Here is a 23804-nt window from a genome sequence, read left to right on the forward strand (position 1 = left end):
ACGCCAATAATTATTGCAACCAATGCGAGTGTTTTTGTTGGCATATGCCATAATAAAAACCCCGGCGCTGTTCTATCGTCATTTGGCGAACGCCGATTCGACATCTTTTTGGGAGGACACGATGCCCGTGATTACTCTGCCCGACGGGGCGCAAAGAATTTTTTCCGAACCCGTGACCGCCATGTTGGTCGCACAGTCCATTAGCCCCGGATTGGTACGGAACGCACTGGCGGCACGCATCAATGGGAATCTCTCTGATCTCGCCACACCAATCGATGTCGACGCTCAATTCGCCGTGTTGACTGAGCGTGATCCGGATGGGTTAGCCGTGCTGCGGCATTCCTGCGCGCATCTGATGGCCATGGCTGTCAAACAGCTCTATCCGGATGCGCAGGTGACGATCGGTCCGACCGTTGAGGACGGCTTCTACTACGACTTCGCCTATTCGCGCCCCTTTACCCCGGATGACCTCGGCCACATCGAGCAGCGGATGCGAGAACTTGCCTTCGCCGATATTCCCGTGCAGCGCTCCGAGGTCTCGCGCGAAGCAGCGATCGGGCTGTTCGAGTCGATGGGTGAGAACTACAAGTGCGAGATCATCCGCGACTTGCCGGAAGACGCGACGATCTCGTTGTATCGGCAAGGCGATTTTGTCGATCTTTGCCGTGGCCCGCACGTTCCTTCGACGGGGCGCCTCAAGGCCTTCAAGCTCATGAAGGTGGCTGGCGCCTACTGGCGGGGTGACTCGAGCAATATCATGTTGCAGAGGATCTACGGAACCTGCTGGGCGGACGCGAAAACGCTGGAAGACTACCTCCAGCGACTCGAGGAAGCGGCGAAGCGCGATCACCGCAAGCTAGGCGCCCATCTCGATTTATTCCACTTCGACGAATGCGCGCCGGGGTCGGTGTTCTGGCACAGCAAGGGCTGGACGCTGTTCCAGCAACTCATCACCTACATGCGCCAGCGACAACTCGATGCCGGTTACGAGGAAGTGAATACGCCCGACGTGATGGACCGATCGCTTTGGGAAATTTCCGGACACTGGAGCAATTACCGCGACCACATGTTTACGACAGAGACGGAGGACGGCCGGACCTTCGCGCTCAAACCGATGAATTGTCCGGGCAGTGTTTCGATCTTTGCGCACGGCTTGAAGAGTTACCGCGACTTGCCGATCCGCATGGCCGAATTCGGCAAGGTGCATCGCTACGAGCCTTCAGGCGCTCTGCACGGGCTGATGCGCGTGCGGCACTTCACACAGGACGACGCGCACATATTTTGTACATTGGAGCAGATGCAGGTGGAGTGCGAGACCGTCACCCGCCTGATCCTCGACATCTACCGCGACTTCGGTTTCAGCGATGTCGCGATCAAGCTGTCGACCCGGCCAATCAACCGGATCGGCAGCGACGAGGTCTGGGATCGGCTGGAACGCGCGCTCTCCGCCTCGCTGGACGCGATGGGATTGGGTTACACGACGAATCCCGGCGAAGGCGCTTTCTACGGACCGAAGCTCGAATTCGTGCTGCGCGACGCGATCGGGCGCGACTGGCAGTGCGGGACGCTGCAAGTGGATCTGAACCTGCCGGAACGCTTCGATATCGGCTACATCAACGAAGCAGGCGAGCGGGTACGTCCGGTCATGCTGCATCGCGCGCTGTTCGGTTCGCTCGAACGCTTCATCGGTATCCTGATCGAGCACCACGCCGGAACATTCCCTGCTTGGCTGGCGCCGATCCAAACAGTCGTTTTCAGTATTACCGACGCGCAAACCGATTATGTTCACCAGGTGGTCGACGAACTGAAGAATGCGGGCGTTCGGGCTATCGCTGATTTGCGTAACGAGAAAGTTGGCTTCAAGGTGAGAGAACACACGCTACAACGCGTCCCCTATTTGCTAGTGGTCGGCGAACGGGAACGGAATCAGGGAGGCGTGAATGTCAGAGATGTAAAAGGAAAAGATTTAGGATACATAGCGCGGGAACGGCTGTCCGAGTTGTTCCGTGCAAGGGCATCGACAGTTTGACGGTTGGAATGCTCAATTCCGGCGATGATCGCGTCTCATTAACAGGTAGAGGTGGAGTAGACGCTGATCTATTGCAACTGAACGGGAACCTGCGCGATCCTAATGCTGGTGTAATGACCGCCCTGCCTGGCAGCCGTAACGACTGTCGCGGAGGAACGCGCTGTCCACAATCGGAATGCAAGAAAGTCCACATTGAGATTTAAAATCACTGCAAAAATAAGCACCTTGAAACACTCCAATCAATTAACCGCTCTCGCTACCATAGTGCTCACAACCATCTCAACGCGCCTGTGATGTCATAACCCACAATCGCCACTCTGCTCCAAAACGAATGACGAGGTATACATGGTTCGCCCACTCAAGTGCCGCCAGATAAGCTGTAATCCGGCCTCAAGATATTTCAAGCCAGCCGGAATTCCCTTGCGTGAGCTTGATGAGGTTGTGTTGAAATTGGATGAAATTGAGGCTATGCGCCTAACTGATCTTGAGGGCCTCTATCAGATTGATGCGGCGCAGCAAATGGGGATATCCCGGCAAACCATCGGTAACATCCTGAAGAGCGCACATGCCAAGATAGCCGATGCCTTGCTCAACGGGAAAGCATTGCGAATCAATTCAGAAGAACAGACTTATTGACTACCGGAAACAGTACTGCTTATTGATAACGTTCGCTGATGAGCTCTATCAAATCGCGTGCAAGCATCAGCTAACGCCGAGACGACTCAGATTTAATGCATACACCTAGTTGCTTAAATTGGAATAGAAATTAGTGCCCAATCATAAAGAATCGGTGGCATCGGTTGCTACATATCGTGATCGGCCAGTGGACACAAGGTCTCAACAAACAATTTCCAGGTTTATCATCACTATTTTCTCAGTTAGATTTGGTCTTACGATTTCCCGCCAACGCGCCGTATTGCTGAGGAGCTTGTCAATCAATGAATGCAGACGTACTAAGCTCGCTCATCCAAATCATGGTGGTTAATATCGTTCTGTCCGGAGACAATGCGGTGGTTATTGCTCTGGCAGCGCGAAATCTTGCACCTGGCCGCAGACAGTTAGCCATTTTGTGGGGATGCGGCGGCGCAATGGTTTTGCGAATATTGATGACACTCCTGGCGGTTCAGATCATGAAAATCCCGCTCCTGCAGCTGGCGGGGGCCTCATTGCTTGTCTGGATTTCAATCAAGTTGTTAATCGAGAAACCTGAAGAGCCCAATCAACAAAGTACTTACGACAACATTATTGGTGCCGCACGGACGATTGTTATCGCCGACATACTGATGAGCCTTGACAATACACTCGCTATTGCTGCAGTAGCCAATGGGAATCAGTTGCTGGTTGTCGCAGGCCTGGCAATTTCGATTCCGTTGATTGTTTTTGGCAGCACAATCATCATGCGGATGATGGATCGCTTTCCGATAATTATTTATATTGGCGCGGGTCTTATTGCCTGGACAGCGGGTGCAATGATTGGTAACGATGCCGTCCTGCGCCCATATTTACCCACTCTATTTGTTGACAGTCCATTCGTCTCAATTTTAATCACGACGCTGGTCATCTCCGTCGGATGGTGGCACAACAAAGTTACGGTTCTCGACCGTAGCCGAGATTAGTTCCCCATGTTTTCGATGCTGGCATGGACAATTTCATCGCAAAGCCAGTCAATCCCGCGGACCTTTACGGTGCATTGTTAGCCAGAGGCAAACGGCTTCAGATTCAGGAGGCCACATCCTGGCGCTCGCTAACAATTCAAAGAATGCCCTAGCTCCACGGCCGTAATGCCGTAGCCACATAAGTTAGTACATAGAGCAGGAGTGAGGTGCCCCCGCTAAACAGTGCCAATGGTAATTTAGTAAAGTCCGTTTTCGAGAAGGAGAATGGACTTGAAGAAGCGGTTTTCAGAAGAGCAGATCATCGGATTTTTAAAGCAGGCGGAAGCTGGCGTGCCGGTGAAGGAATTGTGTCGTCAGCATGGATTCAGTGACGCATCGTTCTACACGTGGCGTGCCAAGTTCGGAGGGATGACGGTCCCCGACGCCAAACGTCTGAGGGAATTGGAATCGGAGAATGCCCGGCTAAAGCGGTTACTGGCGGAATCTATTCTGGATGCCGAGGCACTACGGTCAGTTCTCGGCCGAAAACGCTGAGCCCCCAGCAAAAGCGTGAGGCGGTCCGGACAATGCAGAATGACACAAAGATTTCTGAGCGCCGGGCCTGCCAGCTGGTGGGTCTGTCACGCACGGTGCTGCACTACGAATCGAAGGCTCAGCCCGCGAATAGGCAATTGCAGGCAAGGCTGATTGAGCTTGCTGGAGAGCGCAGGCGCTTTGGCTATCGTCGCCTGCATGCATTGGTTCGGCGGGAAGGCGTCTTAGCGAACCACAAACGCATCTACCGACTTTACCGCGAGGCCGGCCTTGCGGTGCGGCGGCGTAAGCGGCGGCACGGTGTGACAGTCGAGCGGCAAACACTTGAGTCGTCGCTGGAATTGAACCAGGTCTGGTCGATGGATTTTGTTAGCGATGCATTGGCCAATGGCCGGCGGATCAAGGTGCTGACTATCGTCGATGATTTCAGCAAAGAAGCGATCGACCTAGTGGCTGACTTCGGTATCTCGGGGCAGTATGTCACGCGGGTTCTCGATCAGGCAGCCAGATTTCGGGGCTATCCCAAGGCGATACGCACCGACCAAGGGCCAGAATTTACGGGCAAGGCCCTTGACCAATGGGCTTACAAACACGGTATCCAACTCAAGATGATTCAGGCGGGGAAACCAACTCAGAACGCCTTCATCGAGAGTTTCAACGGGCGCTTCCGGGATGAGTGTCTCAACGACCATTGGTTTACGACCTTGGCCGAAGCCCGTATTCTGATCGCAGCATGGCGTCAGGACTACAACCAATGCCGACCTCATAGCACGTTGGGGTATCAAACGCCGGCAGAGTTTGCAGCAAAACACCGGGGAATTACGTCGGCATTGCCGACAGAAAAAGAGCGTCTTTAGGATGCAACACGAGGACTTTTACTAGAACGCCCTTGGCTCTATTCCTGGGGGCACCTCACCGTTTCTTCATGGTCATGATGAACGTCCTCAACTAAAAAACTATTGTAGAGCCCTCATTCAGTTTATGAAGAAGGAGAGCTTGCTAATCTTCCCATACGCAATTTACGCAACACCCTAACCTGATGAATGGCGCCTGTTACGTACGTTGATCAATTAAGACATGCACAGATCGTCGACTACTGGAAGGGAATGGGCGAGGCTTGATGCTTCGCGAACGAACGTCAGTGCCTCGCCGTCATCTGGAACGCGGCCCAGAAAATAGGCTTCGGATATTTGCGCTTGAGGTCGAGCTGGGCTTGGCGCATGGCATCAGCAGAGGGCTTTCCCGCCTTCAGGTAGGTATAGAACCCAGCCATCAGGCTCGATGTAGCTTCATCGTCGATGGGCCAGAGCGTTGATACCACCTGATTGGCCCCCGCATACAGAAAGCCTCGCACCAGACCAACCACGTCGTCCCCATTGGCAATTTTGCCTAAGCCTGTTTCACAGGCACTCAGCGTTACCAGCTCTGCATCCAGGCTCATCGAATAAAGCTCACCCACCGTCAGGCGATCCCGTGGATCGGTTGCAGAGTTGCCGGCCAGCATCAGTGCAGATCCTAGCGGATCGTCAGCATCGAACTTGCCGTGAGTGGCAAAGTGCAAGTAACGGAAGCCGGCACCATAGTCGATCAGGTTTTTCTTGCTTGCTTGTTCCTTCAACAACACCTCTGATTTGGAGAAAATCGTGGCCACCAGTTGAGCCTCTTTTTCAGCAAACGGCAGGTCGTATTTCCGGTCGCCAAGATCGGGATTGCCCAGCGCAAGCACGGTACCGGATTTGTCCGTAACGCGGCGTGCAGCAATGTACTTGAGCGTCGAGGCACTTGGCAGATAAGTGAGTTGGTAACGATCGATAAGGAACTCGCTACCGTCGAAAAGCGCGGCGAACGGAAGGTAGTGAAGTTTGCCGTGACCGGCAATAATCAGCTTCGAGTTCCGTATCAACGGTAGAAGCGGTGCAACTAGCCGGTCGTAAAGTTTCTTGCCGATAGCGGGATAGTCGTCGCTAAACTGTTCAATTGCTTGACGGAACGATTGAATCTCGCTTTCGAGATCGGCACGCTCGAGCTTGACGGCCTGGATTTGTTTTGCCTCGAAAACGAAAGCATACAAGTTCTGACTGTCGTAGTAGTAACTGACGATGGCATGGTCAGGGGGTAGGGCACGGTCAATGTCGTCGAGGCTAACCGTGGGTACGGATACCAGCGAGGCCAGTTCCGGCGCTTGGCTGCTCAACGCAGCGCGGGATTCGGTTTTAAGATTGCGCAAGTCGCCAAGAATCGCCGCGACCTGTGCCGGGGTGACTTCCTGCTTGCCTTCGAGCGAGTGCGAGGCGTGAACCAGCAAATCACGATCCGCGCTGGCGTCTCGCGTCAACGAAACTTCGTTGGCTTGGCTGCTGCCAAGAAGCTGACGAACTTTCTCGGCATCAGGACCGACGATGTGGAAATCCTGCTTGCTGGCAAGCATGTCGACCAGCGCACGGGATTTGGAGCGTTCTACCATAAGGAATGCATCTTCGATGCGACCGGATTGAAAAAGGAGCCGAATCAAGGCCTGGTAAACCGATTGTTTGTCACCGAAGAAACCAATCTTGGCGTTTTCGGTGCTGATGGTCGATCGCTGTTTCTCTATCTCGGCGACGGCGCGCTGGTAAAGCGAGATAGCTTCCTCAGGGCTTTGCTCGCTTTCGGCAATACGCCCCCGGTCATACAGTGCAGCCCAGTAGATGCCGGGCAGAGCAGCAATTTCTTCTCTGGCGAGTATCTCATCCAAATAACTCTTGGCTTCGGCCAGACGCCCGACTTCGACACGGGCATGGGCAACCTGGAATTTGGAAGAAATCGAATACTGATCCATGAACGGAGTTGCAATCAAACTAATCCCCGATCCGCTACCATGAGCCAGTGAAAACGCACCGAACACAAACAAGAAAAGATCGGAACCCAAAGTACTTTCATCGTCGGCCATTTCAAGTGCCGCCCGGTAGTCCCCCTGCGCCATGTAAGCTTTGACCAGGGCCATGCGTCGTTGTGTTCGAAATTTTTTGTCGATGCTCGCCTCGAATGTCGTGAGTTGGCTCTTTATTTCGCTGATGGCGAGCGCTGATTTTTCCTTATCGCCGCCAAGGCTGAAAACTATGGCTGCATGCGTCAAGGCGGTCAGATTAGTTTCCCCGCCCCGGCCACAAACCGCGTTGCCCGCATAAGAGGTAAAGCTACCTTCCCGGTCATCCCGGCATGTGGTTCTGGCTAATATCGACTGTGGCGTGTTTTTGTACGGCGCTGGCAAAGATGAATCAGGAATTTTCCCGCGCTGCTCCCAGGCGATCATAGCTTGTTTGATAGCGCCGGCCTGATCACCCAGTTCAAGCAGGATTTCTGATCGCTGCATAGGCTCGCGCACGCTAAGAGGATATTCGCCGCCGGGCGAATTCACTTCGATTCCAAGCGGGATGATCTGGATTGGAAACAATCGTGCTGGCTTGCCGACAGGGTCGCCGTACATGCTCACCGAAGCACCCACCGCATCCAGGCATTGCAGCGCCTGCCCATACTGTTTCGTCTCGTAGAGAGCGACGCAGTAGCGGAATAGAAACGGCTGTGCGGAGGGTTCGACCGGGTTTTGGGGAATACCGTTGGGAAACAACCTTTCCTGAAGAAAACGCAGATAGTCCGGACTCACCATGCCTTCGGAACCCTGCATGTATTTATCTTCGTACATCAGGGGAATATCGCCGCGCTCGATTGCGAGGGGGCCGGCGTCGGTCTGGATGTTCAGAGTTTCGGCGTAGGCGATGGAGGCCATGAGCATCGACAACAGGGCGGCAAGCAAACGGTTCATGACGCGAATTTTGGGCATGGAGAATGTCTCCTGTCGCAAAGGCGGGATCGAAGTTCGGCTAACATCGCGATCATTCTTACCCCATATGGGTGGGGCTGTCATGTCTGCTGTAACGCGTCGCACAACGCGCACAGTGGCTTGTCCAATCTGCGGGACCCAAGTGGCCAGGGCTGAAGCCGCGCCGAGGCGGCTGTTGTTCCTTCTGGCCAACTTAGACGGATCCGGATAAGAAAGCTGACATCAATCGCCTGTGATGCTGTTGAGCAATCTGCGCCCCGCCATTACGACGAACCCACCGCTTAGAAGACGATGAGGTGCGGAGGTTTCGACAGCGCGAGCCATCAGCATGCCGGATGGAAGAAAAACGGCGCTGCGTAACGTAACATCAGTTACTGGAAGTTCTTTTTTACACTGCCGACGAGTTCGCTCGGTGTTACCCAATACTCGCCTTGATGAACGCCGCTGCAGCCATTCTGCTCTTTATCGAGCCAGCCAGAGCGGTCTTTGGCGATTAAGTATCCCAATTGCAAATCTCCACGACATACCCGAACAATATCGCTGATGGCTTGTCAGAACGATGTCGCCCGATCACGACAAACATATGTCAAATGCATTTTTAATACTATCCCTGGTTAGATACGCGCCCAGACCTATCTCAAGCGATTTCATTGATTTCTTGAATATGTTGCTCTCGCTACTCGGGACTTCCGGTTTGTTGTAGCTGACCGCTGATTGGCGAACAGTTCTCTGCTGATTACATATTCGCCACGCTCCCTGTTCTCCAGACAATCCTGGCGTTCTCTAACCATAATCCGTTCATGCACAATGCAGAAAGAACACAGCTTGAGTGTCAGATATAGTCATGACGAGCGGGAAAAATTTCATGATGCATCGATCCTCTCGGAGTTCAGAAATTGCCCTGTGCCGGATCTGCTTTTAAAGGGCTCGACCTTCGCCATGTCCTTCAAATGTTTGACCATCTCGAATGTGATAAAGGCGTTTAAAGGTCGGGATGATTTTTTCGTCATGAGTGACTACGATTACCGCAGCTGAGTACTGTTGTGCCATTTGATTGAGGATGCGTATCACGGACAAGGCGCGCTCGCTATCAAGAGGCGCGGTCGGCTCGTCCGCGAGCACAACCGGGGGGTAGTTGGCCAACGCCCGCGCAATCGCTACCCGCTGCTGTTCTCCTCCGGAGAGTTGAGAAGGTTGCGCCTTGGCGCGGTGTCCAACATCAAGCGCGTCGAGCAGTTCCAAGGCACGCTGGCGCGATTCACTATTAGTGTGCCCCGCCAGCATCGGCAACAGCGCAACGTTATCCGTCACGTCAAGAAAAGGGATCAGATACGGCGCCTGAAAAACGAAACCGATACGATCACGGCGAAGCGCACGCAAATCAGAGATTTTCCAGCCTCCGTCGTAAATCACGTCATCACCGAGGGTCATTCGACCGCTGGTCGGTTCAATGACTGCGCCAAGGCACTTGAGTAACGTGCTTTTTCCAGAACCTGAAGGTCCGATGAGACCAACCACCTCGCCAGGGGCAACAGTCAGGTTGACATCCACGAGCGCGTTAACGGCGGTTTCACCGTCGCCATAGCGCTTGCGCAAGCCTTCAATTCGGATACCAAAGCCATTCATGTCAGCCACCAATGGCCGTGGCCGGATCGACGCGCAACGCTGCCCGGATAGCTAGCGTGCTGGCAATCGCGCAAATCACCATGACGGCAACGAATCCCCATAAGGCGTCGCTCGGTACGAGTAACACGTACTTCGGAAAGATCGGCGCCCATGCCGTAGCAACCATCTTGCCAACGATGAAACCGATAAGTCCGAGGCCAAGCGCCTGCTGCAAAATCATGGCGGCAATTGTCCGATTGTGCGTCCCGATGAGTTTCAACACAGCAATCTCGCGAATTTTTCCCAGAGTCATCGTGTAGATGATGAAAGCGACGATCGCCCCGCTTACAATCGCTAGAATCACCAGAAACAACGCAATCTGCTTGGCCGACGTGGCAATCAATTTCGCGACCAGTATTTCCTCCATCTGCTCGCGTGAATAAGCTTGCAGGTGCTTCCAACGTTCGATCTCGGCAGCGACGGCTGTCGGTCTGGCATTCGGGGATACTTGGACCAGAATGGCGTTAACGTTGCGATTGCTCGTTTGGGAGGCCACGATGGCGTCGAGTAATCCCGGCACCCACGGCCGGTTGAGGGATGGATTGGCCGCCGTCCTTGCCCGTTCATTGACGATCGCATCATTATCTTTGAGGAACTGCGCCTCTTGGGCATCCTTGAGCGGGACGAACACCATCGGATCTCCGCCAGACGAAACCATGCGCCGGGTCAATCCGACAACGACAAAATCATGGCGTCGGATACGAATCGATTCGCCAATTCGAAAGCCAGTCTTTACGTCCGCAACGGCCTCGTAATGGTTGCGCGTAACATGCCGGCCGGCGACCAAGTATTCCGGCTCGCCCGGCTGCCCCGGTTCAAAGCCGACCACCATGGTACGAACATCGGCGTCACCCTGACGCACTTGCATGGTCAGATAGGTCACATTTGCCGCGCGCGTAACGCCCGGCATGCCAAGAATCGCTCGGTAGAGATCATCGCGAATACTGGACGACTCGGCATAAGGGCCCAGGGTATCCTTCTGTACCACCCACAGGTCGGCACCGCTGTTGTTAAGGAGAGCCTTGGCGTCATCAACCATGCCCCGGTAGATGCCAGCCATCGATAAGGTGAGGCCAATCAACAGACCCAGCCCCATCCCGGTCAGAACAAATTTCCCCCAAGAATGCAGGATGTCTCGCCCGGCAAGACTAATCAATGCTTTCCTCCGACCAGTTGCTCTTCGACTCTGACGCGCGAGCTATCCGACAACTCTTTCTCGCTGTAGGCAATCACCCGGTCACCCTCCTGCAAACCTCCCAGGATTTGTATGTGCCCGTCCAGTCCAGAAAGCCCTAGTGTGACGGGCACGAATGTCGGCTGATCGTTCTGTAGACGCCAAACACCAGCCCCCCGTACCGTATGTTTGATAGCGGCATTGGGCAGAATAAGTGTCATCGGTCCGGGGGCAACGTGGATTGTCACTTCTGCGAGTTCACCAACCGTCAGGTCTGAGGGAACCGTGTCAAAAGCCACGAAGGCGATACGTTCTTCAGTCACGGCATCACTGAGGGGTTCAACACGGACGACTTTCCCTGGCAAGGTTATTCCCGGGTTAGCGCGCAACACGATCTCCGCCTTGAGCCCCCCCACGAGGCCACGCGACCGGCCCTGATCGAGACGGACTTTTAGCCATAAACTGTCCGGATCAATCAGCTTAAGCACCGACTGCCCCGCAATAACGGTCGACCCCGGCTCTGCATCTCGGCTGGTGACGATGCCATTACGCGGCGCCAGAAGAAACAAATTTTTCCGCTGTTGGTGCAATGCTGCCTGCTCGGCGTTCAGACGTGACAATTCCTGTCGCGCCCCAAGCAAATTGGCGTCTGCCGATTCAAGCGCCGCTTGTGCGGAAATGAGTTCCTGTTGTTTGCCCTCGACGGCGCTTGTACTGACAAACTTTTTCTCACCAAGGTCGAGATAGCGACGAGCATTTAGCGAGGCCAGATCTTTGCGAGCCAGTCCATCCTTACGCTGTGCCTCGGCGGCGATTAGCGCACTGTGGGCGCGCGCGTACGAGGCATCCATCGAGCGAATGCGCTCATCGAGGTCCACTGGGTCAATTTCGGCAAGATTTTGGCCGGCTTTGACGCGGTCGCCCACATCGACCTGAAGCGATCTGACGCGACCGGCTGCCGTCGGTCCGATGAAATAGCTTCGACGAGCCTCGACGGTAGCGATTCCAAACAGTGCTGGCGTCACGAGCCCGGTTTCGACCGATACGGTCGTAACGCGAATCGGCGCCAAGGGGCCGGAACGAACCCCGACAAATCCGAATCCGAGGAGCAGCAGCAATCCGACTAGCCACAAACCCGATTGCCTGGTGAAGAGCGCGGTGAGCTTCATGCGATGGCCATCCGTCTTTGTTGGTAGATGGAGGCTCAGGCGTTGCTTGGGCTGCGTCGCGCCGTCATCGCTCGGCTCAGTACCCCAATGTCCTCGGGGTTGAGAAGTCGGCGAGCGAGAGGCAGAAGGTAGCGGTTCTCTTTTTCTATGTGCCCACGGTACAACGCAGTCACGCGGCGAACCGCCGCTTCCTCAAGAAAAATGCTAGTGCCATCGATGATCGACGCCAACTGGTTGCGTACGGAATTCAATGCAGCACTCATCTGAATATGGTCTCCTAATAACTCGGATACCAGAGATCGCACCATTTCAAGCTCATTCTTGGCAGCTCTACGCAGTAGTCGGGGAAAAAGATTTTTTTCCTCATCTTCGTGATGATTCGCGCCGGCCAGATCGAAATAGCGCATGACATTTTGTGCCGCCTGCCGGGCTTGATCATCGGCACCGTGCAAGGGCAAATATTCGAGCAACCGCTCAAGGGTCTTGAGTTGCGCTTCGATGCGATCATGACAGGCCTCTAACATTTCGAGGGGCTCGTCCAATGAAGGTGCATGAGGCAACATGGAATCGGTCATGTGGATACTCCACAGAGATAATGCAATCGATGTTATTGAGAACAGCCGCGAAATCCGTCAAGCAACAGCGGAAAAATCCGACGCGCTGCATCCACCATTTCGGCTTCGCTGCGAAACAATGTGCTCTGCACGACAAGTCCTTGTACCGCACCTATGAACAACATTGCAGCGGTGGTCTCATCCAACGTGGGCGACAATTGGCCAGCCCTTTTTGCTTCGCCCAGAAGATCCAGCAACTGACGGCGATAACTTCCGATGATGTTCCGGACGCGTTCATGAAAGGGAGAATCGACAGGCCGTTGAAGTTCGTGAAAGAGAATGCGTGGGGCCCCTGGGAAATGAGCAACGAGGCCAACATGTTCCAAAAATACCCGCTCTAGCCGAGCAAGTGCATCGCCTTTTGAAGCAAATGCTGCATCAAGAACGGTACCGAGTTCCTTCTGCACCCACGCAAAGACCTCAACCCAAAGGCTTTCCTTGTCTGGGAAATGACGAAATAACGCCCCATGCGTCAATCCAACCCGATTCGCAATTGCCTGAGTCGTAATGCCTTCTGGACTGGCCTCTCGTGCCAATTCAAGTACTGCGGCGATTACCTGACGGCGGCGCTCAGCGGCCGGTAAGCGCCTTCGCGTTGGAGTCGAGTCCGCCATGAGTTTCCTTTCGAAAAGGGATTAGAGAGACTAATAAGTAAGTTGTTACTATCTTATTTGTCGAGACGTCAAAACGCAACACCTAAAAATAACTGCCTTTCACTGCAAGCCGGCGCTAAGAAAATTTCACGATGAAAACCGCATCGTGGTTCTTGCCGAAATTACTTCGATAAGCGCTTAACTAATCTGGGGACGCCCGATTGTTTCCGTCATCGCGTCAGGTGATAGAGCTTTCACCACTTCGCCAATAACGGGATCCACACCGAATCGGGAGCGTTACCTCCGCGACACTCTTTGGAAATAAGGCCGGTAGGCAGAAGCCCTGGCTAAATCTTAAAACGGGTGACGGATAACAACATTTGATGAGCGACATGTTCCAATGTCTTGGCCGAGTCAGAGGTGTTGTGCGCCGTCGTACTCGACTCCTCCGTTGCTTGCGCCACCCGTTCGACGGATTGAGCGATAACTTGGCTGGCAGTCCCTTGCTCAGAAATAGAAGCAGTTATGTCGCTGACAACGCGAACAACCTCTCCAGAGCTATGTTGGATTTGTTCGATGGATGAGCCTGCTTTCTCCGCGAGCATGGTGCCCTTATCAACTTGTTCGACCGTTTTTTGCATGTCTCCAACTGCGGTTTGTGTATTGGCCTGCATTTTGGAGATCATATTCGAGATTTCACCGGCCGAAGCTGTGGTGCGTTCTGCCAGTTTTCTAACTTCGTCGGCAACAACAGCGAACCCTCGGCCTGCTTCACCGGCTCTAGCGGCTTCAATGGCCGCGTTCAGCGCCAGCAAATTCGTTTGATCGGCAACTTCTCGAATAACTTGGACAATGCTTGATATCTGGACCGACTGTTCCCCCAGATTGTTTATCACTCCCGAAAACTCTTTCACCGACGTCACAATTCGATGCATTTCCTCTACTGCGCTCCGGATTACAGCGCCGCCTTCTTCGGCGAATCGCCCAGCGTGATGTGCAAGATCCATTGCTTCTTTGGCATTGTCAGCCACATGGCTGATGCTGACCAACATTTCTTCGATCGACGCAGCCATTGTCGCCGCAGAACTGCTGTTAACCTCGGCGGCCTTTGCGGACTCGTTCGCGCTCACGTCCATCTGCTTGGCACTGGTATCAATCGCTGAAATCGACTCATGCAACTCTGCCAGCGTTTGTCTTAATACGTGGACCAGATCGTTGAATGCCTCCGCCGTTTGTCCAATCTCATCACGACTGTCGATCGCCACGACCTTCGTAAAATCCTTGTTGCTGCTAATTTCGGCGATTACCGATCGGATTGTGCTTAGCGGCTGGGTGATCGACCGAATAATGAGATAAGAAAGAACGACACTCAGTACGAGTCCCAGCGTGATAAAGCCAATTGCAACCATCCGAGCACTTAGGTAGTTATCTTGGGCACGTTCAAATTCGCTCTTGGCGTTTGCCTGGATATAATTGGTTAAGGCCGTAGCCGAAGCATGTGCCGCTGCATAGGTTGGGTTCAAATTTCTCAGCAAAATTTCGTCGGCTTTGTTGTATTCGCTAGCAACCAGAGCTGCTTTTGCTGGGTCCAGACCCTCCGCCAAATAGCGTGATCGACTTTCCGCATATTTGTCGGCCAGCGATTTCTCTTCATTGCTCACGGAGTGCTTCAAATATTCTTGCCACAGGGCAGTGATCTCATCCCGGTTTTTGGCAATACTGTCGATATGCACTGAGATCGGATGATCATGGAGTTTGGATAACGGGTTGCTCGGGTCGTGCTGTAAAGCCAGCATGACTTGGGAGCGGTTATCGTTCATCAGCAGTGTGATTTTGCTGACGATATTCGACGGTACTAGACGATCGTTGAATGACGCGTCCAGGGCCACATTGCTGTTCTTCGCAGTATTTAGCCCAACGAAGCCCACGACCGCGATTACGACCAGCATGATCGCAGCAAGAATTACGAGCCTTGGGCCGATATTTATGTTTTTCAACGCGTTCTCCGATCACCAAATTCGCAGTAACTAGCCTTGAATTCTTGGCTACCCGTGGTTCGTTCGGGCTTATACCACATAAGGACTGCCAATTTCCATGATCTATGTCAGGGAAAACTTCGGTAGGTTTTGCTTTGAAATTGACATTTCCTGAGGTAAGGCGATACTGCAACAGAATATTTACGGCATTGCCTTTCTGCCAAGCTTTCCGGAGAAAAACCGTGCAACTCAATACATTGGAAGGCATCTTGGGCCAGCTTCAAGCGATCCGGGAGGCGGATATCCGGACAAGGTAATCGCGTGACGACCCGAGTGATCCCATGTGCTGTTTAGATGAGGCGCGTACCGTGCTTTGGTCCTGCCCCGCCGACTTTGATGAATACGGAAGCAAGGACACGGCGAATAGAGGAGAGTTACGCGGCCATGTGCAGGCACTGTATCAGGCTATCCTCCGGGGAAACTTGGTCGTCGTGTGCAGCGAGGGAGCGAAATATTTGCCCGAAGCACATGGTCCGAATTTCCATTTATCGGTGGGGAGGCGTGCATTCCTTGAATATCTGGAACGCTTCTCTCTCCCAGGTATCACAGCACTCGATCCAGCCGAGCAGTAATTTGAAAAATAGGACTGTAGTCCGTCCTTGTCACCAATTCGCTATCAACCAAAATGTGTTTGCTCCAGACAGAGGAAGAGTTATTGCTCGGTAATCCAGAGCCTTTGGAGACATCGGCAATGACGGGGGTGTTTTATCCGGGCAAATTGATGCTCGACTGGCCAGGCAATGCGCTTCAGACGTTCGGGTATGTCTTTTACAAGGTGTTTGACGGCAGGTTCGACACCAAAAATGGGGCAGGCGCCCATTCGCGATCAATCAAGCCAGTGTGCACATTGCTTACATGCCCGAGGCTAACCTCGGAGACTTCTGACAAGTCCGTTACTCTCCATGCGCGGCCGGGTTCGCGGAGCATGGCGCGTAAGACTTGCGCAGACTTAGGCCTAAATAACGATTTGAGCTCGCGTTGCTCCGCCGCAGGCCTGTCGGTTAACCTCGATCGTGTTGATCAGGCACTTATCTGTCACCAACGAAGTACAGAAGTCCTCCCGCAAGACCGCGGGTTGCTAGGGTATTCGCGGGCGGGCGGCGCCGGCGTTCCGGAGGATGGAACCGGCGCTGTCCAACCCGGTCTTATCGGCACGAATCCTTTTCAGGAGATGGTCATGAAAAGCAATGTCGGTGGCATCGATAAGGTAGCGCGGATCGTTGTTGGCGTCGTGCTGCTCGGCTGTGCGCTGGCGGGTATCGGCGCGCCCTGGACCTATGTCGGCATAGTCCCGCTGGCGACCGGGCTGCTCGGCTGGTGTCCGCTCTATCCCTTGCTCGGCTGCAATAGCTGCAAGAAATCCGACTAGCTGCGGCGATCGCGGCAAGGTTCGCCGCGGTCGCGGGTGTATCCCGTTTGTCCTATGCTGATGGTGTTGCCCGCAAGGGGGCGCCAGGCGTTTTCGTATCCGTAGCTTCGTGCGACGACCGGGGTCGTCCCTAGGCGCATTATCGTTTACTATATATTTGCCGATATAATATCGAAAGGTATACTATTTCCGTGTCAGTCTTGTAGCGAGAGTTCGTATGGCCACCGAAGCTTTGAGTATTGAACGGATGAACGCCGCGGCCGGCGAGGCAACGGCGATTCTGCGCGCCTTGGCCAACGAGTCCAGGCTGTTGTTGCTGTGCCAGTTGTCGAACGGCGAGTTGTGTGTCAGCGATCTGGAAGAGCGGCTCGATATCCATCAGCCAACCTTATCGCAGCAACTGGGCGTGCTGCGTACCGAGGGGCTGGTGACGACGCGGCGCGAGGGCAAGAAGATTTTTTATTCGATCCGCGACACACGGGTGCTGACCCTGCTCAGGACCATGTACGAGGTGTTCTGTCCCAAAGCGGAGCGTGGCTGATCATGACAATCGGGAATCGCATGAACGAGAGACTGAATATTCAAGCAGCGATGCCGGGACGGGTGACGCGCGGCCTGCTGGCCTTGCTGTTGGGCGGGGTGGTCGCGTCGGCGGCGGTCGGCGCCGAGTCGCTGGCGAGCGCGCCGGTGCGGCAGGAGGCCGGGGGCGGCGTCTATGTCGCCGAGGGCGGCGTCGAGGCGGTGCGGCAGACCGTCGTCTCGGCGCAGGTGCCGGGCGTCATCAGCCAGCTTGGCGTCAAGGCCGGCGACGTCGTCCGCAGCGGTCAATTGCTGCTGCAGATCGACGCGCGTGCCGCCAATCAGGCGAGCGTCGCCAGCAGCGCCCAGGCCGAGGCGGCACGCACCGCCTTCGAGGTCGCCAGCAAGGACTACGCGCGGCAGAAGCAGCTTTTCGAGAAGGAGTACATCAGCGCGGCGGCGATGGAGCGGGCCGAGGCGCAGTACCGTGCCGCGCGCGCCCAGGCCGACGCCGCCGGCGCGCAGGCGCAGGCCGCGCGCGTGCAGACCGGCTTCTTCGCGCTGTCGGCGCCCTATGCCGGCGTCGTCGCCGACGTGGCGGTCACGCTGGGCGACATGGCGATGCCGGGGCGCGCGCTGATGACCGTTTATGATCCCGCTGTCCTGCGTGTCAGCGCGATCGTGCCGCAGAGCCAGGCCGAACGCGCCGTACCCGGCGGCAAGCTGCGCATCGAGTTGCCCGGTGCACCCGAGGCGCAGCGCTGGATCGATCCGGCGAAGCAGGTGTGGCTGCCGGCGGCCGATCCGGCCACGCACACGCAGCAGCTTCGGCTCGAATTGCCGGCCGGCACGCGCGGCGTCCTGCCGGGGACTTTTGCGCGCGTGCATCTGCCGGTCGCGGCGGGCGTCGCACAGCGGCTTTTCGTGCCGGCCAAATCGCTGTTCCGGCGTGCCGAACTGAGCGCCGTCTATGTCATCGACGCCAACGGCCGGGCGCATCTGCGCCAGGTGCGGCCGGGGCCGGTGGCCGGCGACGAGGTCGAGATCCTTTCCGGCGTAACGGCCGGCGAACGCGTCGCCGTCGATCCGCTCGCCGCCGCGCGCACTCGCTGAGCGATGGGACGGGTCATGCAAAACGAATTGAACGTTTCCGGACGTATCGCCGCCTTCTTCCAAAGCGCGCAGATCACGCCGCTGCTGGCGCTGGTCGCCTTCCTGCTCGGCGTTTTCGCGGTTGTCATCACGCCGCGCGAGGAAGAGCCGCAGATCAACGTGACGATGGCCAATGTGCTGATCCCGTTTCCCGGCGCCTCGGCCAAGGATGTCGAACAGATGGTCGGCATGCCGGCCGAGCAGGTGCTGAGCCAGATCGCCAACGTCGAGCACGTGATGCTGGTGGCACGGCCGGGGCTGGCGATCGTCACCGTCCAGTTCGAGGTCGGCGTGCCGCGCACCGAGGCGCTGGTGCGCCTGCACGACACCTTGCAGAGTAATCGCGACTGGCTGCCGCCAGGGCTCGGCGTGCTCGAACCGATCGTCAAGCCGAAAGGCATCGACGACGTCCCGATCGTCTCGCTGACCCTCTGGTCCAAAGACAACGGCATCGGCGCCTACGATCTCGAACGCTTGGCGCACAGCATCGAGAGCGATGTCAAACGCGTCGCCGGCACGCGCGAGGTGACGACGCTGGGCGGGCCGGGGCGCGCCATCAACGTCGAGGTCGATCCGCAACGCCTCGCCGCGCACGGCGTCACCGTCGCCGATCTCGGCGCGACGCTGCGTTCGGCCAATGTCGGCATGCCGATCGGCGAACTCACCGCCGCCAATCGCGCCGTCGCCATCGAAGCCGGTCCCTTCCTCGAAAACGCGCAGGCGGTCGCCGACCTCGTCGTCGGCGTCAATGCCGGCAAGCCGGTCTTCCTGCGCGAAGTGGCGACGCTGTCGGACGGTGCGCCGCCGCCGACGCGCACTGTCTGGCACGGCACTGCCGGCAAGGATGCCGCCGAGTATCCGGCGGTGACGATCGCCGTCACCAAGAAGCCCGGCCAGAATGCCGTCGAGGTCGCCGATCGCGTCATCCGCCGCGTCGACGAACTGCGCAACACGCTGATCCCCGAGGCCGTCGAGGTCACGGTGACGCGCAACTATGGCGAGACCGCTAACGACAAGGCGCAGAAGCTGATCCAGAAGCTCCTCTTCGCGACCGCGTCGGTCGTCATCCTCGTCTTCTTCGCGCTCGGCCGCCGCGAGGCGGCGATCGTCGGCACGGCGGTGATCCTGACGCTGGCGGCAACGCTGTTCGCCTCCTGGGCCTGGGGTTTTACCATCAACCGGGTCTCGCTGTTCGCGCTGATTTTCTCGATCGGCATTCTCGTCGACGATGCCATCGTTGTGGTCGAGAACATCCATCGCCATCAGGCGCTCGATCCCGACAAGCCGCTCGACGAGATCATCCCGCCGGCGGTCGACGAGGTCGGCGGACCGACGATCCTGGCGACGCTGACGGTGATCGCCGCCTTGCTGCCGATGGCCTTCGTCGGCGGCCTGATGGGGCCGTACATGAGCCCGATCCCGATCAACGCGAGCATGGGCATGCTGCTGTCCCTGACCGTCGCCTTCGTCGTCACGCCTTGGCTGGCGCGGCTCTGGCTCAAGCACGGGCATCATGGCGGCGCCGGGCTGGCGGCGAGGATCACGCCCTTCTTCCTGCGCGTCTTCTCGCCCTTCCTCGACGAGGCGCGCGGCAAGGCGCAGCGTGCCAAGCTCGGACTGGCCGTGCTCGGCCTCATCGCCTTTGCCGTGCTGCTGCCGGTGATCGGCTGGGTGCAGCTGAAGATGCTGCCCTTCGACAACAAGTCGGAATTCCAGGTCGTCGTCGATATGCCGGCCGATGCGCCGGTCGAGCGCACCGCCGCCGTTCTGCATGAACTCGGCGCGTATCTGGCGACGGTGCCCGAGGTCGTCCATTACCAGGCCTACGCCGGCACGGCGGCGCCGATCAACTTCAACGGGCTGGTGCGCCAGTACTACTTGCGCAGCGGCGGCGCCGTCGGCGATCTCCAGGTCAATCTCGTCGACAAGCACCATCGCGACGCCCAGAGCCATGCCATCGCCATGCGGGTGCGGCCGGCGCTGCAGGAGATCGGCAAGCGCCTCGGCGCCAACGTCAAGGTCGTCGAGGTGCCGCCGGGGCCGCCGGTGCTGGCGCCGATCGTCGCCGAGGTCTATGGGCCGAGCGATGCCGGCCGGCGCCAGGTGGCCAAGGCGGTGCGCGCCATCTTCGAGAAGACGCCGGGCGTCGTCGATGTCGACGACAGCAGCATCGTCGAGGCGCCGCGCAAGCTGCTCGTCATCGACCGGCGCAAGGCGTCGGCGCTCGGCGTGCCGCAGGGCGCCATCGTCGCGACGCTACGTGCCGGGCTGGCCGGCGAGGCGGCGGCCTATCTGCACGACCAGAGCAAGTATCCGGCGCCGATGTCGCTGCATCTGCCGGTGGCGGCGCAGGGCAATCTCGACGCGCTGCTGCAGCTCGGCGTCAAGACCGCCGCCGGCCGTATCGTGCCGCTCGCCGAACTGGTGACGGTCAGCGACACGCTGCGCGAGCAGCCGATCTATCACAAGGACGGGCTGCCGGTGAATTTCGTCGTCGCCGACATGGCCGGTCGCGTCGATAGTCCGCTCTACGGCATGTTCGAGACGCGTTCGGACATCGCCGCCACGGTCGCCCCCGATGGCGGACAGATCGGCGAGTTCTTCGTCGCGCCGCCGAGCGATCCGTACCGCGGCTTCAGCCTCAAGTGGGACGGCGAGTGGCAGATCACCTACGAGACCTTCCGCGACATGGGCATCGCCTATGCCGTCGGCCTGGTGCTGATCTACCTGCTGGTGGTCGCGCAATTCGGTTCCTACCTGACGCCGCTGGTGATCATGGCGCCGATTCCGCTGACGATCATCGGCGTCATGCCCGGTCACGCGCTGCTCGGCGCGCAATTCACGGCGACGAGCATGATCGGCATGATCGCGCTGGCCGGCATCATCGTGCGCAACTCGATCCTGCTCGTCGACTTCATCAACCTGCAGATCCGCCAGGGCGTCGCTTTCAAGGAGGCGGTCGTCAATTCGGCGATCACCCGCGCCCAGCCGATCGCACTCACCGGCATCGCCGCCATGCTCGGCGCCTTCTTCATTCTCGACGACCCGATCTTCAACGGCCTGGCGATCTCGCTGATCTTCGGCATCTTCGTGTCGACGGTGCTGACGCTGATCGTCATCCCCTTGCTGTATTTCATGGCCTATCACCACCGTCTGCACCTGATCGAAAGGAGCCCCTCATGACCTCGTGGCGTCTCGTCCGCATCATCGCCGGTGCCTTCATTCTCCTGTCATTGGCCTTCGGCATCGAGGGCAGTCCGCTCTTCCTCAGCGCCTGGTGGCTGGCGTTCACCGCCTTTGTCGGGGCGAATCTGCTGCAGAGCGGGCTGACCGGCTGGTGTCTGATGGAATGGCTGTTGCGCAAGCTCGGCATCGCGCCGGGGTGCTGAAAGGATGTTCATGAAACGAATCTTGAACCAGGGCGTCTGGCTGCTGGCCGGGGCCTTGCTGATGCCGTCGGCCGGCGCGATCAGCCTGCAGGAGGCATGGGAGGCGGCGCGCGACGCCGATCCCGAGTTCGCCGCAGCGCAGGCCGAGGCCGAGGCCGGCGCCAAGCGCCGCGACCAGGCGCGGGCGCTGTGGCTGCCCTCGGTCAGCGCCAGTGCCGCGTCGGGGCGGGCCAACAGCCAGTCGACGACGCGCGACGCCGGTTTTTCGGCGCCGGGATTCGGCACCTCGCGCAATGTCGATTTCCAGACCTCGATCAACAACGGCACGCTCAATCGCTGGACGGTCAATGCCATCCAGCCGCTCTACAGCCGCGACCGGCTGGCGCAGAGCCGGCAGCTCGACGCCGCCGCCGATGCCGCCGACGCCGGCTGGCTGGCGGCACGGCAGGCGGCGCTGTTGCGCACGGCCGAGCGCTATTTCGCCGTCGTCCAGTCGGAAACGGCGCTCGATCTCGCGCGTCGCCAGCAGGTTGCCGTCGAGCGCGCCCGGGTCGAGGCCCAGGACCGTTACCGTCTCGGCGACAAACCGATCGTCGATAGCCACGAAGCGACCGCGCGCGCCGAAGCCGTGCGTGCGCAGGTGCTGCTCGCCGAGAGCGATCTGACGCTGCAGCAGCAGGCGTTCGAAGATCTGGTCGGCCGCCGTCCGACCGAATTGTGGCGGCCGCGCGCGCAGGCCGGCGAGGCGCCCGGCACGCTCGAGGACTGGTTGCAGAAAGCCGTCGACGGCAGCCCGACGCTGCGCATGCTGTCGGCCCGTCTGGTCGCGGCGCAGGAGGAGGCGAGCCGCCACGGCGCCGCCGCCGCGCCGAGCGTCGATCTCGTCGCCCAGTCGGGGCGCGAGCGCCTGGCCGGCAGCGGCGATTACGGCGCCAATGCGCTCAACGACCTGCGCAGCAGCATGATCGGCGTGCAGGTGACGATTCCGATCTTCACCGGCGGCATGCGCAGCGCGCGCCAGGAGGAGGCGCTCAAGCTCGCCGACAAGACGCGCTTCGAGAACGAGCGGGCGCGGCAGCAGGTCGAGCAGTCGACGCGCGCGGCCTGGCTCGGCGTTACCGTCGGCGCGACCCGGGTCAAGGCGCTCGAGGCCAACGTCAAGGCCAGCCTGGCGCGGCTCGACGCCACCCGGCTCGGCCACCAGGTCGGTGACCGGACGATGCTCGACCTCCTTAACGCCGAGAACGACGCGTCTAACGCCCAGCTCGAATTGCTCAAAGCTCGCCTCGGCGTCATCCTCGATCGTTTGCGTCTGGCGGCGTCCGCCGGGATGCTCGACGAGGCGCTGTTCGAGACGGTCAGCCGCAGCGCGCTGGCGCGGGAATAAGGTTAGGCGCCCGCCATTTCAGCATGGCTTCGAGCAGGTCGGGGTCGATCGGGTTGCCGAGGTGCCAGAAGCCCCTCAGGAGCAGCCTCATTGAAGCGTTAGCCGTTGGGTTGGTCGTCTTAATGCTGATTTACCGATCATGGCGTTGTGTGGTTGGCACGTATTCTCAGGCGCAGGTGCAGCAATATTGACGCCGTGAGTGATTTAGATGCCAAGTAGATTAAAGGACGTCTTGCCTTTACCAGTCACAGCACATCCTCCAAAATTTGAGATGCTGCTCTTACTGCATCAACACATCGTGTCGCCCGCAACTCTTGGAATTTCTCATTATGCTCGGACGAGCCTACCGTTACGCCTAAAATCCCCTCACAAGAACAGGCTGTCATTCGATCCTTGAATTTGGTCAGGAATATCTGCCCCAGAGCATATGTATGAGCTTTGGCTTCAAGATCATCATGGTTGCTCATTCCGTGTTTCATGGAAATGGCGAGAAGTGCCCCGCTAGCTGTGCCGCACAGTCCTGTGCCAATCCCGCAGGTTCCACTACCAAAAATGGTAGAAATCTTCATCGCGTCCAATTTTTTCATGACGCCAGGCTCACAAAAAGGAATGAAGATAGACTGGCTACAGGTATGCTTTTGTAAAAAAAGTTCAACCGCTTGTTCTTCTCTTTTCATGGTATTAGTTCTCAAGCACCTATGTGTTTTCTGCTTGTTTGGAATTGTCGAGGCAATTCAG

Annotated in this window: 18 protein-coding genes; 10 read left to right on the top strand and 8 right to left on the bottom strand. The window is 57.5% G+C overall.

Annotated elements, in window-relative coordinates:
* The first annotated feature begins 121 nt into the window (after positions 1-121).
* From thrS to BLR25_RS11320, 4 genes are all read left to right on the top strand, one after another.
* Positions 122-2029, top strand: a complete 1908-nt coding sequence (gene thrS / locus BLR25_RS11305; protein ID WP_091937634.1) for a threonine--tRNA ligase — start codon at positions 122-124, stop codon at positions 2027-2029.
* Positions 2030-2374: 345 nt separating this feature from the next.
* Entirely contained in the window at positions 2375-2665 is a 291-nt protein-coding gene (locus BLR25_RS11310; protein ID WP_091937636.1) for a DUF134 domain-containing protein, read from the top strand.
* A gap of 302 nt (positions 2666-2967) precedes the next feature.
* On the top strand, positions 2968-3645 hold the full coding sequence (locus BLR25_RS11315) for a TerC family protein (RefSeq protein ID WP_091937638.1): 678 nt from the start codon (positions 2968-2970) through the stop codon (positions 3643-3645).
* A gap of 270 nt (positions 3646-3915) precedes the next feature.
* Positions 3916-5036, top strand: a protein-coding gene (locus BLR25_RS11320; RefSeq protein WP_245715534.1) for an IS3 family transposase whose coding sequence is annotated in 2 segments (ribosomal slippage) — positions 3916-4162 and positions 4162-5036 — 1122 coding nt in all. Because the reading frame shifts where the segments join, the coding sequence is not laid out codon by codon here.
* 281 nt (positions 5037-5317) lie between these two features.
* On the opposite strand, the gene BLR25_RS11325 is transcribed toward BLR25_RS11320, so the two are convergent.
* The 7 genes from BLR25_RS11325 to BLR25_RS11355 form a co-directional block, all read right to left on the bottom strand.
* Positions 5318-7999: a CHAT domain-containing protein gene (locus BLR25_RS11325; protein WP_176785850.1), complete on the bottom strand. Its 2682-nt coding sequence runs from the start codon at positions 7997-7999 to the stop codon at positions 5318-5320.
* A 918-nt stretch (positions 8000-8917) separates the two neighbouring features.
* Positions 8918-9625, bottom strand: coding sequence for an ABC transporter ATP-binding protein (locus BLR25_RS11330; RefSeq protein WP_091937642.1), 708 nt, complete (start codon positions 9623-9625; stop codon positions 8918-8920).
* Between the two features lies 1 nt (position 9626).
* Complete coding sequence (locus tag BLR25_RS11335) at positions 9627-10820, bottom strand: ABC transporter permease (RefSeq protein WP_091937644.1); 1194 nt, start codon at positions 10818-10820, stop codon at positions 9627-9629.
* The gene (locus BLR25_RS11340; RefSeq protein ID WP_091937647.1) at positions 10817-12007 is read right to left on the bottom strand and encodes an efflux RND transporter periplasmic adaptor subunit; all 1191 of its coding nucleotides are present in this window, start codon (positions 12005-12007) and stop codon (positions 10817-10819) included. Before BLR25_RS11340 ends, BLR25_RS11335 begins: the two co-directional genes overlap by 4 nt.
* Before the next feature lie 35 nt (positions 12008-12042).
* Positions 12043-12582 carry a hemerythrin domain-containing protein gene (locus BLR25_RS11345; protein ID WP_091937649.1) on the bottom strand — a complete coding sequence of 180 codons (540 nt, stop codon included), beginning with the start codon at positions 12580-12582 and terminating at the stop codon, positions 12043-12045.
* Positions 12583-12614: 32 nt separating this feature from the next.
* Positions 12615-13235 (bottom strand): TetR/AcrR family transcriptional regulator, encoded by a 621-nt coding sequence (locus BLR25_RS11350; RefSeq protein WP_091937651.1) that lies wholly within the window; start codon positions 13233-13235, stop codon positions 12615-12617.
* A 326-nt stretch (positions 13236-13561) separates the two neighbouring features.
* Positions 13562-15211, bottom strand: a complete 1650-nt coding sequence (locus tag BLR25_RS11355) for a methyl-accepting chemotaxis protein (RefSeq protein WP_091937653.1) — start codon at positions 15209-15211, stop codon at positions 13562-13564.
* A 1216-nt stretch (positions 15212-16427) separates the two neighbouring features.
* Here BLR25_RS11355 and BLR25_RS11365 point away from each other — a divergent pair.
* The 6 genes from BLR25_RS11365 to BLR25_RS11390 all read left to right on the top strand — a co-directional run bounded on the left by BLR25_RS11365 (position 16428) and on the right by BLR25_RS11390 (position 23066).
* Complete coding sequence (locus BLR25_RS11365) at positions 16428-16619, top strand: YgaP family membrane protein (protein ID WP_091937718.1); 192 nt, start codon at positions 16428-16430, stop codon at positions 16617-16619.
* 217 nt (positions 16620-16836) lie between these two features.
* A complete protein-coding gene (locus tag BLR25_RS11370; RefSeq protein WP_218122714.1) occupies positions 16837-17160 on the top strand; it encodes an ArsR/SmtB family transcription factor in 324 nt (107 codons plus the stop codon).
* 20 nt (positions 17161-17180) lie between these two features.
* Entirely contained in the window at positions 17181-18251 is a 1071-nt protein-coding gene (locus BLR25_RS11375) for an efflux RND transporter periplasmic adaptor subunit (RefSeq protein WP_091937655.1), read from the top strand.
* Between the two features lie 15 nt (positions 18252-18266).
* Positions 18267-21473: an efflux RND transporter permease subunit gene (locus tag BLR25_RS11380; protein ID WP_091937721.1), complete on the top strand. Its 3207-nt coding sequence runs from the start codon at positions 18267-18269 to the stop codon at positions 21471-21473.
* Positions 21470-21679 carry a YgaP family membrane protein gene (locus BLR25_RS11385; RefSeq protein ID WP_091935804.1) on the top strand — a complete coding sequence of 70 codons (210 nt, stop codon included), beginning with the start codon at positions 21470-21472 and terminating at the stop codon, positions 21677-21679. The genes BLR25_RS11380 and BLR25_RS11385 overlap by 4 nt, the downstream gene beginning before the upstream one ends.
* A gap of 10 nt (positions 21680-21689) precedes the next feature.
* Complete coding sequence (locus tag BLR25_RS11390) at positions 21690-23066, top strand: TolC family protein (protein WP_091937723.1); 1377 nt, start codon at positions 21690-21692, stop codon at positions 23064-23066.
* A gap of 245 nt (positions 23067-23311) precedes the next feature.
* Here BLR25_RS11390 and BLR25_RS11395 read toward each other — a convergent pair whose 3' ends face one another.
* On the bottom strand, positions 23312-23743 hold the full coding sequence (locus BLR25_RS11395) for a C-GCAxxG-C-C family protein (RefSeq protein WP_091937657.1): 432 nt from the start codon (positions 23741-23743) through the stop codon (positions 23312-23314).
* Positions 23744-23804 lie beyond the last annotated feature (61 nt).

This window comes from Propionivibrio dicarboxylicus, assembly GCF_900099695.1.
Classification (GTDB): domain Bacteria; phylum Pseudomonadota; class Gammaproteobacteria; order Burkholderiales; family Rhodocyclaceae; genus Propionivibrio; species Propionivibrio dicarboxylicus.